This is a genomic window from Tenuifilum sp. 4138str, assembly GCF_041102575.1.
In the GTDB taxonomy this organism is placed as follows: domain Bacteria; phylum Bacteroidota; class Bacteroidia; order Bacteroidales; family Tenuifilaceae; genus Tenuifilum; species Tenuifilum osseticum.
Map to the genome: position 1 here is coordinate 333,993 of NZ_JBGCUE010000002.1, position 18,737 is coordinate 352,729.

An 18,737-nucleotide genomic window follows, 5' to 3' on the forward strand; every position below is an offset into this window, starting at 1 on the left:
AATATTTCAGGCTATAACTCAAAATATTGTGTTTTGAATCATTTAACAGATGATTTTATTAAATTTTAAGCAACGCAGAAAATATTCGTTAAACTTTACGGATTGCGTTAATGACTCTCTACCATATCGGGTTGCATTCAAATTCTTAGCAGTTTTTTTGTGCCAAAAAATGAACTACTTTTGCAATTTAATTTGTAAAAACAATGATTGAAAGGAAAAACCTATACTGCGTTATCATGGCAGGTGGCATTGGAAGTCGCTTTTGGCCGCTTAGCCGAGTTGATAAACCAAAGCAATTTATCGATATACTAGGCACCGGAAAATCGCTCCTACAGCAGACTTTTGAAAGGATGAGCCGGGTTTGCCCCCGCGAAAATATACTGATTGTTACCAGTAGCGCATACAGTTCATTGGTTAACGAACAAATACCCAATCTATCACCGAATCAGGTTTTGCTTGAACCCCTAAGAAGAAACACAGCACCCTGTATTGCATACGCCACATACAAAATCAAGCAACAAAACCCAAATGCCATAGCCATTGTAGCTCCTAGCGATCATCTAATTCTCAATGAAGATATTTTTCTCGATACCATTTTAAAAGCCGCCGAATTTGCCTCGAACAGCAATGCTCTGATTACTCTGGGCATTCGGCCAAGTAGGCCTGAAACCGGTTACGGATATATTCAGGTAGGTAAGCCTGTAAAGGAAGTTCCCTCGCTATTCAAGGTTAAAACATTTACCGAGAAACCAAACCTGGAGCTTGCACAAAAGTTTTTGGAAAGTGGTGAGTTTTACTGGAATTCAGGCTTGTTTATTTGGAGCATTGCCTCCATTTCAGCGGCACTCGAAAGCCACCTACCTGAGGTAAACAGCTTATTTAAGGAGTTACTACCCATTTATGGTACCGACAAAGAAACCGAAACAATTGCTTCAGCATACTCCGAGTGCAGGAATATTTCCATTGACTATGGAGTTATGGAAAAAGCTGATAATGTTTACGTTTTTTGTTCCGAGTTCGGATGGTCCGATTTGGGAACTTGGGGTTCACTATACACTCACCTACCCCATGACCCCAATGGTAATGCGGCCATAGCCCAGCAACTTATGCTTTACCAAACCAGCAATTCCATTTTCAACATCCCAAAAAATAAGCTTGCAGTTATTCAGGGTTTGGACGACTATATTGTGGTTGATACCAAGGACGTTCTGCTTATATGTAAAAAGCAGGATGAGCAGCAGATACGAAATTTTGTGAACGATGTTTTAATGAACAATAAGGATTTTGCTTAAACCAATACTTGTTTGCATACGAAAAAGGCCGTAGGTTAAACCCACGGCCTTAAGTATTTTAGATAATATCCCTAGTACTCCCACAAATCGTGCTCAAAGTTGAAGAGCTCTGTTTTAATCTTTTCGGACTCAAGTAATGTTTGCAAACCAGTGAAAGTGTACTCGTAAATTGCCCTGTTATCCCATACGTTCGATATTCTGATAATGTATGAATCGAAATTACGTTTCCAGAAAAGATCGTCGTAGGTAATACGCTGAGCATCGTTAAAGTTATTATAGGCATCGGTATTGGCCAAAACGCTTCTGGCTTCAGGGAAATAAATCCAAAACGTTTGAATTCTGCTTAGGGTTCCTTCCTGCTCCTCTTCATTTCCGGTATTACGGTAATCCATACGGTGAAGAATGGGACAAATTCCAATAATCCTCACCTCCATAACTGAGCGCTGCTTGTCAAAGAACCAGTCTTCCTTTACAAGGAGTTCCTTTATATCGCCCCAGCGAATTTGACCTTTTACAGTTACCTTTACCTCCTGTCCGTTCTCATCGATTTGAGTTTGTTCCTTATCCTCAGCGCCAAGCTGTTTAACAACTTGCTCATAGGATAAACGGGTAGTAAACTCGTCATCTATAGGGTCGTAAGCATTAATTTCATTATACTTGATAGCTCTAACTAATCGCTGAACTAGACTTTCCCTATCCTGCATCAGTTCAGTAGGGTAGTAAAGCGGATAGTTCATCTTTTGCCTTAGGTCAATAATTCTCCAAACTCGCTTTGACCATAAAACATCCGATTCTCTAACAAATTGATAGGGAATAGGAACACGGGCGGGTGTTGTTTCACGGGTGTAAAAGCCATCGCGTTCTAAACTCTCTTTTCTGTCCTGAGCATTTGATGCAAAGGATGTTAACAATATTACGACAGAGAACAGTATAATCCTTTTCATGGCAGTATATTATCTTATCTTTAATACCAAATCGTTCAATTCAACCACATCGCCACTGGGCCCAACTGCCTTAACATCAGTTATGGCAATCTGGCTTCCAGAACGAATAGATGCTATAATACGCTTTTGTTCATCGGTAAAACGTGAACTAGTTGACTCCTTTTCCTGTAGGAACCCGCCCACAGTAGCAGAGAGTTTAAAACTAACCACTTTGAATTTCAGGTCAAAGTCAAAGTCCTGAGGCATCTCAGCCACAACCCCTAGCGAGGCTTCAAGTTCGTTTTTGTTAACAACCTTGCCAGTTACGCCAAGAACCTTTGGCGTTGGGGGGGGAACTTTCTTTACCCTAAAGGTCTTTTTTCCCATGGAAACTTTTCGCTTGCCTTCCGTTTCAGCAAAAACTGTAATTTCAACAGTAGGTGCACCTGCTCCTGGTTGGGCTATGTAACTTCCCATTCCAACAGGCTTGATGCTACCACGGCTAATAGTGGCCGACACCTTATCGGGGGCAAATCCTGGAACTGAAATATCTATTGGGTTTTCAACACCCAAGTAAAGCACATTCATCTTGGTTGGAGCAATAACCACGTTGGGTGGCATTACTGTGTAGGAATGCTTGAATGGACGTCGAACAATTGTTCCATCTGGTGCTTTCATTTCAATTAATCCTTGCCAGTTTACAACACCAGTTGATGAGGCTTTACGGGTTAGTACGGCTCTACCGGTTTTGTTTACTGGTACTTCCTCAGTATTTCCAATAGGACGGTAGTCATATCCATTGATTGCGCTATTGAAAACCGAGTCGTAACGACAAAGGTAAACTTTGGGTACCTGAGTGGTATCGGAAGCGGCAAGAAATATCTCAGCTCGGAATTCGCTACCCTGGAAAATAATGTTGGAGTTAGGGATTACTGTGGCTGAGAGCTTATTAAATTTAAACTCTGTTGCACCAATGCTACCCATCAGATAGTTAATAACTTCAGCTTCAACGTTAAGAATATCAACCTGTACCTTTGTAAGCTGAGGTATTACTGCAATTAATGGAATATGTTCAAATCGTGCACTCTCCCAGGTGTTGTGTGTGCCATCTTCCTTTATTGGGGGATCGTCAGTATTAAGAATTTTCTTGATTGATTCAACAAGTTCTGGGGCCCTATCCTTATCAATTATGCTAACTATATACTCCCTGAATTCTTCTAATTTTTGTTTTAAGACCTTTGCCTTACCATTACCCTCAAACCCTATCAGGATAGTAGCAGCTTTATCAAGGTCGCTTTTACCCTGAATGAGCTCACCAATAATTTCACCATTCTGGATTGCTGGGGTTTCCTCACCCTCCGATGCTTTTACCACCTCTATTTTAAGGTCCTGAACGTACTGTAGAATTTCAGTGGCTTTCTTTTGAATTTCGTCGGCTTTTTGTTTATAGGGCCCAACCTTTACAGGATTTATGCTGTAAGCAGCAGCAAATTCATCGTAAAGTTTCTTGTTTTTAAGCCGGTAACTTTCTGTAGTTCTTGATAGGCCATTGTCAACTAAAACAAAAGCTTCAAGAACCTCAGACGATACATTAAGCGCAAGCATAGCTGTCAGCACGAGGTACATCATGCCGATCATCTTTTGCCTGGGAGTCTCTTTTCCGTGTGCCATAAAGCTATCTTAAGCTGTAATATGCAAAACTGCTACTTTCCGTTTGATAGGGCATTGATTGCTGTAAGCATGTTGCCGTAAACATTATTGAGAGCAGCCACATTGCTATTCAACTTCTCAACTGCCAACCTGAACTTTTCGGTCTCTTCAATAGTGAAGTTAAGTTTCTTTACCATTCCATCAACTCCCTGGTAAACCTTTTCGGCTTCTTTAAGCCTTTGGCTGGTTTCCTGCAGATGAAGTTCATGCGCTGCATTTAGTGCAGCCATATTCTTGTTCAGTCGTTCAAGCTGTTCCTTATAGCTTGTACTTCCGTTTGTAATAACGTTTCCGTTAAGTTGCATTGCTTCAGCTAACTGCTGGTAGGTAGTAGCTACCTGCGATGCTGTTTGCTTGTAGGCGTTTGCAAGTCCATCGGCTGAGACTTTAAGATTATCGGCAACCGATTCGGCGGAACCAACTATTCGTTCGCTTACCTTTTGTCCGGCATTGGTAAGTTCGGCCTCCAGGTTCTTAACCGATTGGTTAACACCATCCATGAAGTTTTTGCCACTTTCGGACATTACACCTGCAGCCTGCTGTATGTTTTGGTTTAAAACATTTATTGACTCATTGAGTGCTTGTCCGCTTTGAGAGTAATTTTGGGTAAAAGTACCAACACTCTCCGATGCTTTTGTCAATTTCTCGTTGAACTCCTTTACAACTGTTGCTGAATTGGTAATGTCGGCAATTTTGCTCGATGCATCACCCAGTTTATTAAGCCCAGCGCTAACCTTATCGAAAAGGGCAGGACTAATCTCTGCGTTTTCAAGCATCTTGTTGAACTTTTCGGTAAAGATTAGGGCACCGGGAACTCCTACCGCAGCTGGTTGTGAAGCCGGTGCAGCGGATACAGGAGCGGCTGCAGCAACTCCAGCAGACCCTGCGGGCAAGGATGCCAGCACAGAAGTAATAATTTGTTGAACATCCTCAGCAGAAAGGCCTTGGTTCCTGGAGCGGCGGTATCCTGAAATTTCCTCTTCATCGGACATTCCGGTTAATTCAGGATATACTAGAGTCCAGTCTACCTCTTCGTGAATTGGCTCAAAAGCGGAGAAGAAGAATATTATTGATTCCGTACCCATACCTAGGAAAAGCATGGTACCAGCACCTTTCAGGTGAAGAATTTTGAAAAGTGCACCAAGAATTACCACTGAAGCACCCCATCCGTAAAGGTACTTCATGAAGGTTTTCCATTTCTTGGATGTTACAATTTCTTCTATGCTGATCTTCATAACTGTAATGTTTTCAATTAGTAAAATTCATCACTTCTACTTAGCTCCGAGGTAAGAACGAACGCAACGGAATCCAATATAAGACTTGGCTGAGTCCTGATACTCGTAGGTACGTGAACCAACCTGAAGGAAGAAGCTAATATCTTTCCACGAACCGCCACGAACCACCTTACGCTTTAGCGCTGGTAGATCGGATGGTTTAGTGTTGTACTTATAATCGGGATTCATATCGTGCATAAAAGAGTATGCACTTTCATCGTAGGCGTTGGCTGTCCACTCAGCAACGTTTCCAGCCATATCGTATAGTCCATAATCATTTGGTTCATAAGTGCCAACGGGGATTGGTATTAAACCACCGTCGTCAACATAGTTACCACGGAGGGGTTTGAAGTTGGCCAGGAAGCATCCCTCCATATTACGGGTGTAAGGTCCGCCCCAAGGATACATGCTGTGGTTCAAATTACCACGGGCAGCATACTCCCATTCAGTTTCGGTAGGTAAGCGGTAATCCTGAATGGTAATACCTTCAGGGGCAAGAAACTTATTGAGTGTTTGGGTTCTCCAAATACAGAAAGCAGTTGCCTGTTTCCATGTAACGCCAACAACAGGGTAATTGTCGAATGCAGGATGCCAGAAGTAACTATTGGTGTAAGGTTCATTGAACGCATAGGTAAAATCGGCTACCCAACAAAGAGTATCGGGGTAAACGTTTACCTTATCGCGCATGATAAAACTCTGGCGGTTATCAACCTTAACCTTCTCTCCTAGGCTGTTTATAACCTCACCCTGGTCGTAACTGAGGGTTTCGTAGTTATAGCGGTTGCGTTTTTGAGCTGCTTGCTTAATATCAATCCAGTAATACTCAAAGAATAGTTTACGGGTATCAATCTCCTTACGACCAAAAAGTTCATCCTCTTTGGAATAGTATAGGGCATTTAGGACTTCGCGTTGCTCCTCATCTTCCATATCAATTGGAACTTCCCAGTTGAGAACAGGAGGATCCAGAGGGTTCCCGAACTGGTCCTCTGTGATTAGGAACTCATCGTTTATTTCACCAAGTAGGCGACGTGCAATGGAGTCGCGAACATAGTAAACAAACTGCCGGTACTGGTTATTAGTAATTTCAGTTTGATCCATCCAGAAAGCATCAACCGAAACCGTTTTGGTAGGAGCATTAATTGCCCAGGCAACATCCTGATCATTGCTACCCAGAGTAAATGAACCCATGGGAATGAACACCATTCCCAGCGGTGTTGGCTCGCTGAAACTTCTACGTCCTGGAACACCCGTTAACTCGCCAGTATTGCCAGGTCCACAACCATAAAGTAGGGACGCCAAAATACCTATGGAGAGAAATTTTTTCATAAGGCATCGTTTATTAAGCAAATAACGTAATTTTTTTCGTTCAATTGTAAAAATATGTTACAAAAATCTCAAACTTTTATACTGTTGGGGTGGCTTTTCCTTATTTAGCTGGAAGTTATACCCCATGTAAAACTCGTGAGAACCGTTGTTGTACTTACTTATTTTACTGGTACTAAATTCATAAGCATACCCAAACTTAATACCATTAAAAAGTTCAAAACCAACCAAGCCAGTAATCGCCTCGCCCACACGGTAAGAAACGCCACCCCATACCTTTTTATTGTACCGAACAATTGTATTAAGCGATAATTTACTCGATTTTAAATCGCTGTGAACAATTACTGAAGGCTCAAACTGCCATGTGGGGTTTGGAAAATTAACAATATATCCACCAGTTAAGTAGTACTGACGGGTATACCGTGCAGGTAATGCTGCCTTATTAGTTTTGGTTTCGTTCAGGTGTAGCGCTGAGAACCCAAAAAACATGTACTCCGTATTGAAGTATAACCCTGCGCTGAGGTCAAAGTTGATTGAACTTTCCTTTTGATCAGGAATTGCCTCATCGCCACCACCAACGGGGTAATTCCATTTTGGGTCGAGCTTATTATTTACAAACCCAGCACCAACCCCAAATCCTAAATCGCCATTAATCAATTTAAATTTAAAACGGGCAGCATAGGCAATGTTAATGCCAAGGTCATTATTAAATCCATAGCTATCGTTCAGGATACTCAACCCAACTCCGCTCTTGAATCCAAAGGGCGATATTGGGGCATTTATGCCTAATGTATTGCTTAAGGGTGCACCATCGCCAAAACCTGCCCACTGGATGCGGCTGATGGCCCCAACCCCTATCATGTTGTTCTGACTTCCAGCGTATCCTGGATTTATAGTTAACGGGTTAAAGAGTATTTGATTGAACTGAGGGTCTTGCTGTCCGAAAGCATGGGACGACAGCAAAACGCTTAGTGTAGTGGCAAATACAAGTTTTCCAAATACTCTCATTGGTAGCTTTTAAAAATTAGTTTGCCTATATGAACCGAAAAGTAAAGTAAGTAAAAATTTTAAATTCATACAAATTTATTAACAAAATATGTTAACAAAAGTAACAGTAATGCTTTATACCTGCTTTTGCCTGTAGGGGTTACCTTTTAAGCAGATTTTTTTTTGAACGTTCCAAAATATTGGATTTAGTGCTAAAAAATGTTAACCAATGAGCTCCTGGTTAAATTAGATTTTTTGAGCTTTTTTATACCAACGCAACCAACGTTGAGGGATCTCGCCATTACTTGCCTGTGAATAATCCGATGCATTGCACCGCACTAATAATTTTCCTCGCAAAAGTTTCTTTTTACTATTTACAGGTAGCTCAAACCACCAATTCCCGGAAAGTTCACTTCTAAAAAAGATCATTTCAACATTTTGAACCTCGGTACTTACTACATACTTTTTATTATGGGGTAAATTTTTAATGGGATTTTCAACCCTGCGATGGGAAACACCCTCAATGTAGTGCCAAAGTACCTGTGCGGCAAGCATAATGGTTTGTTCGGGTGCATTAGTTTTTAATCCGCAAATTCCAATAAATTTACTACTCTGTCCAATGCCGGCATAACGGGAAAGCATACAAATCTCCTCAGCATAGAGTCCATTGGGATTATCAAATGCTTTTCCAGGGGCATCGGAAGCGCGAACGGCTGCCATATCAATGCTAACCAGACTTGCATCGGACAGTGTAGGTTCTGCCTCACGGATATTTCCGCGCAGGTTGCCTAACCTGATATAATCATGCTTACGGCGCAAAACCTTTTGTAGGGTATGCTGTGGAGTAAAGTATCCCTGAATGCCAATAAAACTTAAATCGAGCAACTTCTCGTAGGGCTCATCAATCAATGTGTTAACAAAGTTATCCTGATGAAAATCGTTGTTGTTTCCATCCCAATCAATTTTACTATCAATAATGGCCATCCGGATGAAGCTCTGGCTTTGCTTCCACCCAGCATAAGCCTTTGATAGGAATTCCTGTGGGCCACCTAAGAGAATGAGATGCGATTTTGATTCGGCAATAATTGCCGAGATTGACTCCACAACTTGATACTGCTGGGCTAACGTAAGAGTTGCAGAAATATTGCCAGCATCAAACACTTTCCCCTTTGAGTAAGGGATGGAGCTAAGCCCCCAAAGCAATTGACGAATATCGTTGGATATGGACTGTGAATCCAACGACTCAATCCCTACAATAAATATATCGCCAGGGCGGATTGGGGAATCGGGGTGGTCATGTAGGTTTATCACCTGGTTGCCAAAACAATACTTTTTTTCAGCAAAAGGGTAAAATCCCGTCACATCGGAAGGAACTAGGTATGCTATAAGCTCATTTGCTAGCATAGGGTACTCTATTTCTTTTTAGTGGTTTTTGTAGTTTTCTTGCCCGTAGTTTCCTTCTTTTCAGATTCTTCAATTATTTTGAGGCAGTCGTGGTAGGTTAACTCCGATGCGTTAGTCCCTTTGGGAATTTTATAGTTACTTTTTGCCTTTGAGATGTATGGTCCCCAACGGCCATTAAGCACCATAAGTTCGGGGTCCTCAGTAAAAGTCTTGATTACCCTTTGTTTTTCTTTCAACCTACCCTCTTCAATAATTTCAATGGCTCTACTTAAATCGATATCTAAAGGGTTATCATCCTTTTTGAGGGAGTAAAATTTCCCCTCGTGCCGAACGTATGGGCCAAACCGGCCAACTGCAACTACCACCTCTTTCCCCTCAAAGCTACCAAGTGTACGCGGGAGTTTAAATAAGGACAAAGCCTCCTCAAGGGTTATTGTTGAAACCAATTGCCCCTTTAGCAAGCTTGCATACTGAGGTTTTTCCTTACTATTGGGGTCGTTGTCGCCAAGCTGAACAATAGGGCCATACCGGCCAATCCGAACGCTAACAGTTTTTCCAGTTGCCGGGTCGGTTCCTAAAACCCTCTCCCCTTTTGTGTAATCCGACTCCTTTTCGGTTTTCTTAACGGTATCGTGGAACGGCTTATAGAACTCATCAATCATTTTGGTCCATTCCATCTTCCCCATCGCAATCTCATCGAACTTTTCCTCAACCTGTGCAGTGAAGTTATAGTTAACAATATTGGGAAAGTACTCCACCAGAAAATCGTTAACCACAATTCCAATATCGCTGGGAAAAAGCTTTGCCTTTTCAGCTCCAGTAACCTCAACCTTTTGGGTTTGGGTAATTTTACCCTGTTTAAGGGTAATGCTTTGGTATGGACGTTCAACCCCTGGCCTATCCTCCTTAATCACGTAACCTCTGGCAATTATAGTTGAAATGGTAGGAGCGTAGGTTGAAGGCCGTCCAATTCCGAGCTCTTCAAGTTTCTTTACCAAACTAGCCTCAGTATACCTAGCAGGACGTTGTGCGAATCGTTCCAGGGCGTTAATCTGCTTAGGTTGTAGGGCTTGACCAACCTTTACAAGGGGTAAAAGATCCCTGCTTGCCTCCTCGCTATCGTCGTCCGATGATTCGCTGTAAGCTTTAAGGAACCCATCGAAAATGATAACCTCGCCAGAGGCAACAAATTGGTACTTTGACCCGGAAACCTCAATGGTTATGGTGGTGCGCTCAAGTTGAGCATCGCTCATTTGCGAGGCAAGTGTTCGTTTCCTGATCAAATCGTACAGCTTTTGCTCTGCAGTAGTTCCAGGTACCTTTTCCTTATCGATATATGTGGGTCGGATTGCCTCATGTGCTTCCTGTGCTCCCTTGGTTTTGGTTTTGTACTGGCGGGTATGTGAGTATTTTTCGCCGAACTCCTTAAGTACTACCTCGCGGGAGGTGGCTAAGGCCAGGTCGGAAAGGTTTACTGAGTCGGTACGCATGTAGGTAATGTAACCGGCCTCATAGAGTTTCTGGGCAAGGGTCATGGTTTGGGAAACCGAAAAGCCGTATTTACGGCTAGCTTCCTGCTGAAGCGTTGATGTGGTAAATGGAGGAGGCGGCGATTTCTTGGCAGGTTTTTTAACTACATCGAGTACTTTAAAAGTTGCATCCTTACAATGCTCCAGGAATTTTCTTGCCTCATCAATGGTGTTTAACTTATCCGATAGCTCTGCTTTAAAGGGAGTTTGGGCATCGAAATCGGCAATAACCTTATAGAATGAAGTGCTCTTAAAATTGATGATTTCCCTCTCACGCTCCACAATGAGCCTAAGTGCAACCGATTGTACACGGCCTGCCGAGAGTGCAGGTTTTACCTTTTTCCAAAGTATAGGCGATATCTCAAACCCTACCAGTCTATCCAAAACCCTACGCGCTTGCTGGGAGTTGACAAGGTTCTCGTCAATGGAACGGGGGTTTTGAATGGCCTGCTGAATGGCGTTCTTGGTGATTTCATGAAAAACTATGCGTTTAGTTTTTTTAGGATCGAGCTTAAGCACCTCGGCCAGATGCCAGGCAATGGCTTCCCCTTCACGGTCTTCATCGGAGGCTAGCCATACCGTTTGGGCCTGTTCTGCAGCCTTTTTCAGCTCATCAACCACCTTTTTCTTATCGTCGCTAACAATGTACTGTGGCTTATAGTTCTTTTTTAAATCTACACCAAGCTTGTTCTTTGACAGGTCGCGTATATGGCCAAAACTCGACTTTACTACAAAATCTTTCCCCAAAAACTTTTCTATAGTTTTAGCTTTGGCGGGCGACTCTACTATAACCAGGTTAGGTATCATACCTTATATATATTACGTTAGGTTGGCACAAAGTAAAGAAATTGATACGGTTTGAACAAAATTATGTTAGTGAATTGAACTTTAAATTTTTCATTAACTGTTGGTTTACTAATTGAATTTATGGTGTTTACATTATCTCCATAAAAAAGTTGTACAATTTTGCATTCATATTTTACTAACTTTACGCCGAATTGCTATATGTTTGACTGACAAAAACCTGAACCCATAAAGTTCCCGATTATATTGAACTAAAGGTTAATCGCCTAAAAACTTTATCATTATTAACTCAAAATATTTTGTAAGGATGAAACTAAACGATCCTACAACGATTAAAAAATTCAAAACCTGGTTTTGGGGAGCATTGGCATTCGGCTTCCTTTTTGTTGTTACAATATTTATCCTGATTGGGTTGGAGTTCTTTGGACCATTGCCAACCTTTAGGGAACTCGAAAACCCTAAGAGCAACGTAGCCTCGGAGGTAATATCCGAGGATAACATAGTACTAGGCAACATTTACAAGGAATACCGAAGTTTTGTTGATTACAATGAGATTTCGCCCAATGTGATTAATGCACTGATTGCCACCGAAGATGTTCGATTCCATAACCATAGCGGAATCGACTTTAAGGGACTAGGTCGCGTAATGTTCAAAACCGTTCTTTTTGCCCAACGCTCAGCCGGAGGGGGCAGTACCATTACCCAACAGCTTGCCAAAAACCTTTTCCCTCGTGATATTTCTAGTAAACAGAACGTATTTGTAAGAACAACTAAACTGGTAATAACCAAATTTAAGGAGTGGATAACTGCTGTAAAACTAGAGCGGAACTACACCAAGGAGGAGATTGCTGCTATGTACCTTAACGTGGTGGAGTTTGGCAGTAACTCGTTTGGCATTAAAGCAGCGGCTAAAACATTTTTTGATACAACTCCCGACTCACTAACCATTGATCAGGCTGCCCTACTTGTGGGTGTAGTTAATGCGCCAACACGTTATAGCCCCGTGCGCAACCCAGAAAATGCTAGACACCGCAGAAATGTTGTGCTTGGGCAAATGCTTAAATACGGTTATATAAGTCAGGAGCAATTCGATTCCATATCAAAACTGCCCATTGTACTTAAATATCAAGCACAGAGCCATAACCAGGGAACTGCTACCTACTTCAGGGAGATGTTGCGATTGTTCATGACTGCATCAAAACCCAATCCCAAGCGCTACTGGTCGCAGCAGCTTTATAGGGAAGATTCCCTGCTGTGGGAAACTAATCCCCTTTACGGATGGTGCAATAAGAACACCAAGCCCGATGGCACTCCCTATAATGTTTACACTGATGGGCTGAAGATATACACCACCGTTAACTCGCGTATGCAACGGTATGCCGAAGAGGCGCTTGCCGAGCATCTTAAAAACGACCTCCAACCGGCGCTTGACAAGGAGATTAAGGCTCGCGGAGGAAAAATCTTTTACGATATAACTCCCGAACAGGCCGACCATATAATATACCTTGCAATGCGGCAAACGCAAAGGTACAGGGGTCTTGTTGCCTCAGGTGCTTCGCGCGATAGCATAATGGATAACTTTAATGAGAAAATACCCATGCGGGTGTTTTCATGGAAAGGTGAGCGCGATACTCTTATGTCGCCCCTTGACTCCATAAGGTACTACAAGCAATTCCTGCGCTCAAGCTTTATGGCAATGGATCCGCATAACGGTCATGTAAAAGCCTACGTCGGTGGTCCTGATTTTAAGCACTTTAAGTATGATATGGTTCAGCAGGGGAAACGACAGGTTGGTTCAACCATCAAACCATTCCTTTATACCTTAGCCATGCAGGAAGGATATTCGCCCTGCACCAAAGTACCCAATGTTACACAAACCTTTGTGGTGGGCGATACCATTTGGGCGCCCAAAAACTCGGGTAGCACCAAGTACGATGGCCAAATGGTCACACTAAAATGGGGCTTGTCCAACTCGGTTAACAACATCTCTGCATGGATCATGAAGCAGTTTGCGCCAAGCGCTGTGGTGGAAATGATTCATCAACTTGGTATAAAGAGCTACATTGAACCTGTTCCCTCAATAATACTTGGCACATTTGAGTTCAGCCTTTATGAAATGGTAGGTGCATATGGAACTTATGTGAATAAAGGGGTTCAGGTGGAACCAATATTTGTTACGCGCATTGAGGATAAAAACGGAAATGTACTGGCAACTTTTAACACCAAAAAAAACGAAGCCATTAGTGAGCAAACAGCATACCTCATGATAAACCTGCTTGAAAGCGTTGTTAATCAAGGTACAGGGGTTCGCTTGCGGTTGAAGTATCGGCTGCCCGGAAAGATTGGTGGAAAAACCGGAACAACCCAGCACCACTCTGACGGTTGGTTTATGGGCGTAACCCCAAATCTTGTTGCAGGAGTTTGGACGGGTGCCGAGGACCGTTCGGTTCACTTCCAGAACCTCGCCTTAGGACAGGGGGCCAACATGGCTCTCCCTATCTTTGGTTTGTTTATGCAAAAGGTTTATGCTGACACCTCGCTAGGTATATCGCCAAACGATGATTGGCAAAAGCCATTACTTCCTAGCAACGTAAGCATTAACTGTGAGGACGAATCTAGCTATGAGATAAACGAAATAGAAATCTACTAAAGCGATTTACCAGGAATTGCATCGATAAGCAACTGCGTATATACACTTTGGGGCCTGCTAAATATCTCCTCGGCAGGCCCTTGTTCTTCAATACTGCCTCTATTTAAAACTATTACCCTTGAACAAATACTCCGCACTACCGATAAGTCGTGGGAGATAAAAAGGTAGGTTAACCCCATTCCCTTTTTTAGCTCCTGAAGCAAATCAAGCATCTGGGCCTGAGTTGATACATCAAGCGCTGAAAGGACCTCATCGCAAACCAAAATTTTTGGTTTAAGAACCAGTGCACGAGCAATAACAATCCTTTGCCTTTGTCCCCCGGAGAATTCGTGAGGGTAGCGATTAATACTGTCAGCTGGCAAGCTAACCATTTGAAGTAATTCCTCAACCGCCTTCCGGGCCTCCCTTTTACCTCCTAAACCATGATAGATAAAAGGCTCCATTAGGGCCTGGCCTATGGTTAGCCTCGGATTTAGCGATGAGTAGGGGTCCTGAAAAATAAACTGAACCTCGCGACGAAAATTAAGCAGATTGCTCCCTTTTAGGCTGCTCAATGGTTCCCCATTATATTCAATGGTTCCGCTTTGGGTTTCGATTAATTTAAGCAAAGTACGACCAATGGTACTTTTACCTGAACCCGACTCGCCCACCAGACCTAATGTTTCGCCTTTAAATAAAGTAAATGAAACATCGCTAATTGCCTTAAAGCCCCTTTTAAACCAGCTATTGCTACCGTATTCTACACTGATTGAATTTACACGGAAAATGTGTTCAGGCTCATTTGTGACACCAGCTGTTTCAGTAATAGGTTGATTTATCCGTTTACGGAACTCAATAAGCCGACGGGTGTATGGATGTGTAGGGTTGTTAAAAATTTCGGTTACAGTGCCCTGCTCAACAATTTGCCCCTGCTGCATAACCATAATTCTATCGGCAACCTCAGCAACTACTGACAAATCATGAGTGATGAAGATAATGCCTATTTGATGCCTTTGCCGAATATCCTTCAGTAGCTGTAAAATACTCTTTTGAACGGTAACGTCGAGTGCGGTGGTTGGCTCGTCGGCGATAAGGATACGGGGATTACCCGCAAGTGCCATGGCTATCATAACCCTTTGCTTTTGACCTCCGCTAAGCTGGTGCGGATAGCTGCTATAAACCTTAGCAGGATCGGTTAATTGCATTTCCGCAAGCAACTGTATGCATCGCTCTTTAGCCTTTGCGCCCCTAAGATTGGTATGTAGTTCAACAGCCTCCGATATTTGCTTACCACATATCATGGAAGGGTTAAGGCTGGTTTGGGGTTCCTGAAAAATCATTGCAATGCCTTGTCCCCTGATCTGCCGGTGCGTTTTACTATCTACTTTTAGTAGATCGACCTGTCCTTTTTCAGTGCTGAAAGAGGCTGAACCACCTTCCACTTTTGCATTGGGTGGCAACAGCCCCATAAGGGCTAACGATGTTACCGATTTTCCCGATCCCGATTCGCCAACAAATCCAAGTATTTCGCCGGGCATCAAGCTAAAGCATATCCCTGAAACCACCGGGTTGCCAGAAAACGATACTGTGAGATCGGATACCTTTAGCATCAGATATCAACATTAAAATTGTTGGACTCAATGGCTTCGGCCATCAGGTAGCCATGTGCAGTTGCATAGATTATGGAACGGGTTGCCCCTGAGCAATCGCCAATAAATTTCAGCCTTGCCGAAATCTGGTTGTTCAGCCTATTGGAGTAGAACTTTATTTCGGGAGCATATACTAGATTGTCGTTGTTGGCCACCCCGGGAATAACCGTGTTAAGATTTTCAATGAAATCAATTATACTCTCAATAATCCTACGTGGGAATGCAAGGTTTATATCACCTAAAATGTATTTTTCGGGCTCAAGGGTTGGATGAACCCGGTAAAGGTTTTTAGTGCGTTTGGATTCCTTAAAGTGGCTGTATGTTTGTAGTATTACTTTCCCCTCACCCGCCAAAAGGTTCGATAGCTTAGCAATGTATGAGCCATAGCCAATGGGATCGTTGAACGGTTCGGTTAGCACAAGCGATGCCAGAATGGCAAAGTTGGTATTCCCACTTTTTTCGCGCATCTTGGCATGTCCGTTAACCGTGGTGAAATCGCCATAGTTCTCAGTAACCACAAACCCCGATGGGTTGTTGCAGAACGTACGAACCATGTAACCGGTACGGCTTTTGTATTTCACCTTGAATTCATACATCTCACGGTTTATTTCATCCACAATGTGGTTGGGTAACTCGTAGCGAATACCCAAATCAACCTTAGTATTATTCTTTATAAGCTGTGGATATTCCGATATGGTTCTGTTAATCAGCTTATGCCCACTCCTACCAACCGCAATAACCGCCATATCGAACCTTTCGGTTCCGTTAACTATTACACCATCAGGCTGCTCTTTTACCTCAGTTACCTCAGTGCTAAAATGAAAGTGGATATTAGCCGATTTGCAAAATTGCTCGTAGATATTGAAGAGAACCTCCTTGAGCTGATCGGTTCCAATGTGGAAGAATTGCGATGATATGGGTAGAAATCCTTTTTCGTAGAATTTACGGTAGTAATCCTCCGATGCGAATGAGTTGCCGGTTTCAACCTCACGCTTACCCGTAAAATTGATGTAGTACTCAACAAACCTACGCTGCAGCAAGGGATCAATATAAATTTCACCTCCCATCTCGGTTGATACGAATAGCTTTCCATCGGCACGTATGCCCGATATGCTAGACGAGTAGATGTCGTTGCTTTTCTCAAAAACGTGCACCTCGTGGTTGCTATTCTTTAGCTTCTCGAGCAAACCGATGGCTGCTGCCCCAAAACCGATAACCGCAATTCTCATATCAATTATTTTTAGTCCACGGATTCCCGTCCAAATAAGAGTCGAATTAACTCCTCAATTCTCCCGATTGGAATAATCTTACAGTTTTTATTTCCGTTATCGAGCCCTTTGGTATTGTAGCGCGATACAAACATGCGGGTCATCCCAAGCTTATTGGCCTCAGCCACACGTTGGTCGAGACGGTTCACCGGGCGAATTTCGCCAGAAAGGCCAACCTCCGCAGCAAAGCATGTTGTGCCAGGTATTGCAACATCGAGCGTTGATGATAGTATGGCTGCAATAACAGCAAGGTCAATAGCCGGATCGCTAACCTTAAGCCCTCCGGCAATATTCAGGAAAACATCCTTGTTGGCAAGCCTAAAACCTGCGCGACGCTCAAGAACAGCCAAAAGCATGTTAAGCCTTCGCTGGTCAAAGCCTGTGGTGGATCGCTGAGGTGTACCGTAAACCGCTGTGCTAACCAGCGCCTGAGTCTCAATTAGAAATGGTCTTGCACCATCGATTGTAGCGGCAACTGCAATGCCGCTAAGCTGCTCATCGCGATGCGATAGTAGTATCTCCGATGGATTGGTTACCTCAACCAAGCCATTGTTTTGCATCTCAAAAATCCCAATCTCCGATGTTGAACCAAACCGATTCTTTGATGAACGTAAGATTCGGTAAAGGTAGTTCTGATCGCCCTCAAACTGTAATACCACATCAACAATATGCTCCAGCACCTTGGGGCCAGCTATGCTACCATCCTTGGTTATGTGACCAATAAGTATGACGGGAACACCCGATGTTTTTGCGTAACGCAATAGCGTGGCAGCCGTTTCGCGAATCTGCGAAACGCTACCCGGCGACGACTCTATTGTATCGGTGTACAGGGTTTGAATGGAGTCAATAACAATTAAATCGGGCTGAACATTCTCAATCTGGGTGAGTATGTTCTCCAAAAGCGTTTCGTTCAGGATTAGGCAATCCTGATTAGCAGGGTTAATCCTATCGGCACGGATTTTCACCTGACGGGCACTCTCCTCGCCCGAAACGTAAAGCACCTTTTGGTGATCCATACCCAGGGCAAGCTGCAAAGCTAAAGTTGATTTTCCTATGCCCGGTTCACCTCCAAGCAAAACAATTGAACCAGGAACAATTCCCCCTCCTAGTATTCGGTTTAGCTCGCCTATGCGGGTATCGATGCGTTTCTCATTGCTGGTTTCAATCTCCTTTAAGGGCTTTGGTATTGCATTGCGGGAAACCTCTACCAGTCCTGGTCGGCTTTTGGACTCCTTGGTTATCCGCTCCTCTACAAAGGTGTTCCACTCATTGCATGAGGGGCAACGCCCCAGCCATTTTACCGACTCGGCCCCGCAATTCTGGCAAACGTAAACGCTCTTAGTTTTAGCCACCTACTTATACTTTGAAATGATATCATCGATACTGGTAGTGCTACCCATGAAAATCTCGACACGGCCTCCCCACTCCTTAACCACCTCAAGGGCTTTCTTATCGGTATCGGATGCATGCGCACAGCAAACTGCCACAGCAGGTTTTGTCCTGCGGAGGAAATCTTCAACCCCTTCATTGCAAATATGCACTGCTGAAACCAGCTGATGCGCCGAAACCATTGCAGCCCGTTGATCCTGATTATAAATTGGAAATTTTTCGCCTTTATCTGCCTTAACATCGGCATCGGGCTTAACGCCTACTGCCAACTCCTGACCTAACTCAGAGGCAAAGGTGATTAAGTCAAAAACCGACGGGTGAAAAACATCAAAGGTGCCATAAAGGGCTACTACCGAACGCGATTTAAAGTTCCAAAATGCTACCATTCGGTCGTACTCAACACCACTAAGTATTTTTTTCGAAAGAATTTCTCTTTTATCCATAAAGCAAAACGTTTAAAGATTTAAGCAAGTAAAAATACAAATTTTCAGAGATAATGGGTGAAAATCAAGTTTGGTATTTAGCGTTTAGCGTTTGATTGCAGACAAAAAGAGGG

Annotated in this window: 13 protein-coding genes; 2 read left to right on the forward strand and 11 right to left on the reverse strand. The window is 43.1% G+C overall.

Going from position 1 to position 18,737, the window contains the following annotated elements:
- Positions 1–203: 203 nt before the first annotated feature.
- Entirely contained in the window at positions 204–1,292 is a 1,089-nt protein-coding gene (locus tag AB6811_RS03325; RefSeq protein WP_369489023.1) for a mannose-1-phosphate guanylyltransferase, read from the forward strand.
- A 71-nt stretch (positions 1,293–1,363) separates the two neighbouring features.
- Here AB6811_RS03325 and porN read toward each other — a convergent pair whose 3' ends face one another.
- The 7 genes from porN to topA form a co-directional block, all read right to left on the reverse strand.
- Positions 1,364–2,236 (reverse strand): type IX secretion system ring subunit PorN/GldN, encoded by an 873-nt coding sequence (porN, locus tag AB6811_RS03330; protein ID WP_369489024.1) that lies wholly within the window; start codon positions 2,234–2,236, stop codon positions 1,364–1,366.
- 9 nt (positions 2,237–2,245) lie between these two features.
- Positions 2,246–3,886, reverse strand: a complete 1,641-nt coding sequence (gene porM / locus AB6811_RS03335) for a type IX secretion system motor protein PorM/GldM (protein WP_369489025.1) — start codon at positions 3,884–3,886, stop codon at positions 2,246–2,248.
- 32 nt (positions 3,887–3,918) lie between these two features.
- Positions 3,919–5,160, reverse strand: coding sequence for a type IX secretion system motor protein PorL/GldL (gene porL, locus AB6811_RS03340; protein WP_369489026.1), 1,242 nt, complete (start codon positions 5,158–5,160; stop codon positions 3,919–3,921).
- Positions 5,161–5,196: 36 nt separating this feature from the next.
- Positions 5,197–6,525 (reverse strand): T9SS ring complex lipoprotein PorK/GldK, encoded by a 1,329-nt coding sequence (gene porK / locus AB6811_RS03345; RefSeq protein ID WP_369489027.1) that lies wholly within the window; start codon positions 6,523–6,525, stop codon positions 5,197–5,199.
- Between the two features lie 57 nt (positions 6,526–6,582).
- Entirely contained in the window at positions 6,583–7,530 is a 948-nt protein-coding gene (locus AB6811_RS03350) for a PorP/SprF family type IX secretion system membrane protein (protein ID WP_369489028.1), read from the reverse strand.
- A 225-nt stretch (positions 7,531–7,755) separates the two neighbouring features.
- Positions 7,756–8,913 (reverse strand): arginase family protein, encoded by a 1,158-nt coding sequence (locus tag AB6811_RS03355; protein WP_369489029.1) that lies wholly within the window; start codon positions 8,911–8,913, stop codon positions 7,756–7,758.
- Positions 8,914–8,921: 8 nt separating this feature from the next.
- Positions 8,922–11,249: a type I DNA topoisomerase gene (gene topA / locus AB6811_RS03360; protein ID WP_369489030.1), complete on the reverse strand. Its 2,328-nt coding sequence runs from the start codon at positions 11,247–11,249 to the stop codon at positions 8,922–8,924.
- A gap of 304 nt (positions 11,250–11,553) precedes the next feature.
- Here topA and AB6811_RS03365 point away from each other — a divergent pair, with 304 nt between their 5' ends.
- Positions 11,554–13,896, forward strand: coding sequence for a penicillin-binding protein 1A (locus AB6811_RS03365; protein ID WP_369489031.1), 2,343 nt, complete (start codon positions 11,554–11,556; stop codon positions 13,894–13,896).
- Here AB6811_RS03365 and AB6811_RS03370 read toward each other — a convergent pair.
- The 4 genes from AB6811_RS03370 to AB6811_RS03385 are packed head-to-tail and all read right to left on the reverse strand — an operon-like array spanning position 13,893 to position 18,624.
- A complete protein-coding gene (locus tag AB6811_RS03370) occupies positions 13,893–15,485 on the reverse strand; it encodes an ABC transporter ATP-binding protein (RefSeq protein ID WP_369489032.1) in 1,593 nt (530 codons plus the stop codon). The genes AB6811_RS03365 and AB6811_RS03370 overlap by 4 nt on opposite strands.
- Positions 15,485–16,753 (reverse strand): NAD(P)/FAD-dependent oxidoreductase, encoded by a 1,269-nt coding sequence (locus AB6811_RS03375; protein ID WP_369489033.1) that lies wholly within the window; start codon positions 16,751–16,753, stop codon positions 15,485–15,487. The genes AB6811_RS03370 and AB6811_RS03375 overlap by 1 nt, the downstream gene beginning before the upstream one ends.
- 11 nt (positions 16,754–16,764) lie before the next feature.
- A complete protein-coding gene (gene radA / locus AB6811_RS03380) occupies positions 16,765–18,144 on the reverse strand; it encodes a DNA repair protein RadA (RefSeq protein ID WP_369489034.1) in 1,380 nt (459 codons plus the stop codon).
- Complete coding sequence (locus AB6811_RS03385; protein ID WP_369489035.1) at positions 18,145–18,624, reverse strand: adenylyltransferase/cytidyltransferase family protein; 480 nt, start codon at positions 18,622–18,624, stop codon at positions 18,145–18,147.
- Positions 18,625–18,737 lie beyond the last annotated feature (113 nt).